Source organism: Cupriavidus sp. 05N38 (assembly GCF_056397345.1).
The window spans coordinates 1-364 of the sequence record NZ_JBFTNF010000192.1; the positions used below are offsets into that span (position 1 = coordinate 1).

At 61.0% G+C, this 364-nt stretch carries 1 pseudogene; it reads right to left on the reverse strand.

Annotated elements, in window-relative coordinates:
• Window positions 1-91 precede the first annotated feature (91 nt).
• Window positions 92-364: pseudogene (locus AC1DK4_RS40880) on the reverse strand (IS5/IS1182 family transposase); the annotation flags it as partial.

Below are 364 nucleotides of genomic sequence, written 5' to 3' on the forward strand. Positions count from 1 at the left end.
CGATATACGGTTTGGCGAAGCCGTCCGACCGTCTTGCCCCAGCCAAAGTGCTCTTCGATGCGTTTGCGGATGACCTGGCTCACTCGGTATCCCGATATACGGTTTGGCGAAGCCGTCCGACCGTCTTGCCCCAGCCAAAGTGCTCTTCGATGCGTTTGCGGATGACCTGGCTCACTCGGTATCCCTCGTGCCGCGAGGTACGGCCATCGATTGCGCTGCCGCCAGCTCGCGCGTCGTTGCGCGCTACATGAGGTGTCACCCTGCGCGCTCGGCAGTCCTGAACAAAGTCGTGCGTGTCGTAAGCCTTGTCCGCACCGATCGTCTTGGCATGATTGCCAGGCATGCAGTCGAGCAAGCGCAATGC